Genomic DNA, 3,668 nt, shown 5'->3' with positions numbered 1-3,668 from the left:
ATGCAGCGCCGCATCTCGGGCCGCCCCGGGGCCCGGGGGCCCATCCGGCGCGCCGCCGTCGTCGTCTCCGCCGGTCCCGACCCTAACGTCTTTGACCGAAGGGTCCTCCACCGCAAGGTCCCTGACCGGAAGGTCCTGGACCGTGCGCCGCAGCCGCCGCCGGTCACGGTTTGCGAGCTTTGCGAACCTTTTCCCGGGGTCCGCGGCCGCTTTCGGGCTTAGCGCCGCCGAAGCCACGAACCGGTCCAGGTCCGCGAGCAGCCGGGCGTAGCGCTCCCCGGCCACTGCCTCAAGGGCCGCGGCGAATCCGGCGGCCGTCAGGGCATCGAGTTCCTCATCGATCCTGAGGGCGGCCGGGCCGAAGCGCAGGTCCTCGGGTTCGTCCGCGAGCAGGGCGGACAGCCGTTCGTGGACGACCCCCGGATCGCGGGCCGCCCCGAGTGTCCCGGAGAGCCAGCGGAGTTCGGCGCGGAGCGGTTGCACCTCGCTGTCATCCAGCAGCGGCCGGCCTGAGGCGAGAAGCGAACGGAGCCGGCGCGCCGCCACCCGCATCTGGTGCACCGCCTCGGGCTGCTCGGCCCGGACACCGGGAGCGTGCTGGCGCAGCTCAGCCAGCTGCTGGCCGAGGTAGGCCAGCAGGACCTCGCCCGCAGTGGTAGCCACGCTTCACTCTACGACGCGGACGCAAGGCCCCGCCGGTGCCACAAGTTGGCACTTCGCGGCAATGTTTGCGACGCAAAGTCATAGGGTCGTTGCAACGCTCTGAAAGATGGAGCGTTTGATGGGCAACGTATCTTCCTTGGATTCCCGGACTGAGTTCTTTGATTTGGTGTGCGGCGGGATGTCGGTTCTGGCTGCTGCCCGGCGTGTCGGCGCGGCGCGTCAATCCGGGCGGAACTGGTGGGCTCAGTCTGGCCAGATGATGACTGTGAGCATGGGTGCTGTGGGCGGCCTCGCTGACCCGGCGCCCACGGCGGAAGGTCCTGGCCGGGCGCTGGGCCTTGCCGAGCGGGGGATGATCCAGATGGGCCGGCGCAGTGGAATGAGTTTCGCCAAAATCGGCGAACTGATCGGGCGGGACAGGTCCGTGGTGTGGCGGGAGGTGCACCGGAATACCGTTGAGGGCGGCGAGTATTTCGCCTCGATCGCTCACGCCAAAGCGCATCAGTCCCGGCGCCGGCCTAAACGGTTGAAGCTGGTCGAGGACGAGGCGCTGTGCCGGCTGATCGGGGTGTGGATGGATGACGGGTGGAGCCCGAAACTGATCTCGGAGATGTTGGCCTTCCACTTCGGCGACGATCAGACTATGCAGGTGAGCCACGAGACGATCTACCAGGCGATATACGTTCAATCCCGCGGCTCCCTGCGGGCAGACCTGGCCGGGAAGCTGAGCCTGAAGCGGAAACAGCGTGTTCCCCATGCCGCGGACCGGACGAAGAACAGCCCCTACAAGGAAGCGTTCAAGATCAGTGACCGCCCGGCCGAAGTCCAGGACCGGGCCGTGCCCGGGCATTGGGAGGGAGACCTGATTATCGGCTGCGACGGGACCGCGATCGGCACGCTCGTGGAGCGCTCAACCAGGTTCACGATCCTCCTCCACCTCCCCGGGGACCACACCGCCGAGACGGTCGCGGCCGCGATGATCCGGGAGATGGCCCAGCTCCCGGAGCACCTCCGCCGCTCGATCACATGGGACCGCGGAACGGAACTGGCSGACTACGTCCGGATCCAAACAGCTCTCGAGACCACGCTTTACTTCTGCGACCCGCACTCGCCCTGGCAGCGCGGGACCAACGAGAACACCAACCGGCTCCTGCGGTTCTGGTTCGAGAAAGGCTCGAACCTCTCCGTCCACACCCCCGAGGACCTCCGCCAGGTCGCTGCGAAGCTGAACCGCAGGCCCCGGCCTACCCTGAACCTCGAGACCCCGGCCAACCGGCTGAACCAGCTGCTGCAAGCGGCATAACCACCCGCGTTGCTCCGACCAGTTGACTTTGCCCGACGCACACTGCCGCGAAGTGCACACTCGGCATAGGCTGACCGGGACCGGACACCCGCCCGCCACCCCAGGAGCACCCCATGACACACCAGCACCAGCCCGGCAGGGTAGCCGTCGTCACCGGGGCGGGGTCCGGGATCGGCCGGGCGGTGGCGCGGCTTATGCTGGCCGACGGCTACCGTGTGGTCCTCGCCGGCCGCCGGGAAGAACCCCTGCAGGAAACCGGCGCCGGCCACGCGCAGGCCTTCGTGGTGCCCTGCGACGTCACCCGGCCCGACGACGTCGAACGCCTCTTTGCCAAGGTGGTCGGTCACTGGGGGAGGGTGGATGTGTTGTTCAACAACGCCGGGGTGTTCGGCCCGGCGGCGTCGGTGGATGAACTCACGGTCGCGGACTGGGAAGCCACCGCCGCCGTCAACCTGACCGGCTCCCTGCTGTGCGCCGCCGCCGCGGTCCGGGCCATGAAGGCCCAGACCCCGCAGGGCGGCCGGATCATCAACAATGGCTCCGTCTCGGCGCACTCCCCGCGGCCGCGCACTGTGGCGTACACGGTCACGAAGCACGCCATCACCGGGCTGACCAAGAGCATTGACCTGGACGGCCGCGGCTTTGGCATCAGCTGCGGCCAGATCGACATCGGCAACGCGGCCACGGAACTGATGGACCAGATCGGCGTCGGCGACGGAGCCCTGCAGGCCGACGGAACCCGCCGCACGGAGCCCACGTTCCCCGTGGAGGACGCAGCGCGCCGTACTGCTGATGGCCGGCCTGCCCGCCTCCGCCACCGTAGGCTCGCTTGTCATCACCGCCGCCGGGATGCCGTTTATCGGGCGTGGCTAAGTAGTGGCTGTCCCCGGACGGCGTCGGACTCGGACGACGTCGGACGCGGGGTTAACGGGAAAGGCCTCCGGGCCGGCGGGGCTGGTGAGCGGTTAGAGCGGCAGCAGCCTGGACAGGTCGGCCCGGAGCCCGGACGCGGCCACCTTCCCGGCTGCGACAGCGTCCGCCCAGCTGAGCCGGCCCGTGACCATGGCGAGCCAGGTGGCGGCGTCGCACTCGATGACGTTCGGGGGAGTACCCCGGGTGTGCCGGGGACCCTCCACACACTGGGTCACGCCGAACGGCGGGACGCGGACCTCCACGGAGTTGCCGGGAGCGCGGGCAGTGACTTCCTCGAGCGAGTAGCGCACGGCCGTTGCGATCGTGGCGCGGGGCACCGGGGCGGCTGACGGCTCGCCGCCGGTCGCTGCCTGGTCCGTGCCGGAATCCCGCCACGCGGCCAGCGCCGCCCGGCCCTCGTCCACCGGGATCCGGCGCCGTGAAACAGCCACCGCCCTAGTCCAGCAGCGCCGAGACGGCGTGGCCGAGGCGTATCTTGCCCACGGGGTGGCCGCCGCCCAGGACCGGCTCAACCACCTTTTCCAGCACGCTGGAGACCCCCGGAATATCCACGGCGCCCGCGGCCGCCAGGAGGGTCAGGCCCACCAGCGTGGTGGCGCGGATGTTGCCGTCGAGGACCTTGATCGCCACGGAGACACCCTGCGGGGTGGCCATGACCAGGACCCCCTCCGCGCCGATCTTGGCGAGGATCCCGAGCTCGTCCATCACGACCGTATTCGCCTGGCCCCGGCCCTGGACCGCCCACGGATAGTCCAGCATAGTCCAGCAT

4 protein-coding genes and 1 pseudogene are annotated in these 3,668 nt (G+C 69.5%); 2 read left to right on the top strand and 3 right to left on the bottom strand.

What is annotated here, in order from left to right; all coding sequences use genetic code 11:
• Positions 1 to 663: CHAD domain-containing protein (locus AC1DHD_RS14905; RefSeq protein WP_476880463.1), on the bottom strand; the 663-nt coding region annotated here is incomplete at its 3' end.
• 118 nt (positions 664 to 781) lie between these two features.
• Here AC1DHD_RS14905 and AC1DHD_RS14900 point away from each other — a divergent pair.
• Positions 782 to 1,966: an IS30 family transposase gene (locus AC1DHD_RS14900; protein WP_476880462.1), complete on the top strand. Its 1,185-nt coding sequence runs from the start codon at positions 782 to 784 to the stop codon at positions 1,964 to 1,966.
• A 113-nt stretch (positions 1,967 to 2,079) separates the two neighbouring features.
• Positions 2,080 to 2,839, top strand: a pseudogene (locus tag AC1DHD_RS14895) (SDR family oxidoreductase).
• A 92-nt stretch (positions 2,840 to 2,931) separates the two neighbouring features.
• Here AC1DHD_RS14895 and AC1DHD_RS14890 read toward each other — a convergent pair.
• Both AC1DHD_RS14890 and AC1DHD_RS14885 read right to left on the bottom strand, forming a co-directional pair.
• On the bottom strand, positions 2,932 to 3,330 hold the full coding sequence (locus AC1DHD_RS14890; RefSeq protein WP_476880461.1) for a sterol carrier family protein: 399 nt from the start codon (positions 3,328 to 3,330) through the stop codon (positions 2,932 to 2,934).
• 4 nt (positions 3,331 to 3,334) lie between these two features.
• Positions 3,335 to 3,668, bottom strand: a 334-nt coding sequence (locus tag AC1DHD_RS14885) for an asparaginase (RefSeq protein WP_476880460.1), incomplete at its 5' end; no start/stop codon positions are given.

This window comes from Arthrobacter sp. 05L45_2, from assembly GCF_056397525.1.
The sequence above is the reverse complement of the archived record's forward strand: the minus strand, read 5'-3'. Positions and strand labels throughout refer to the sequence as shown.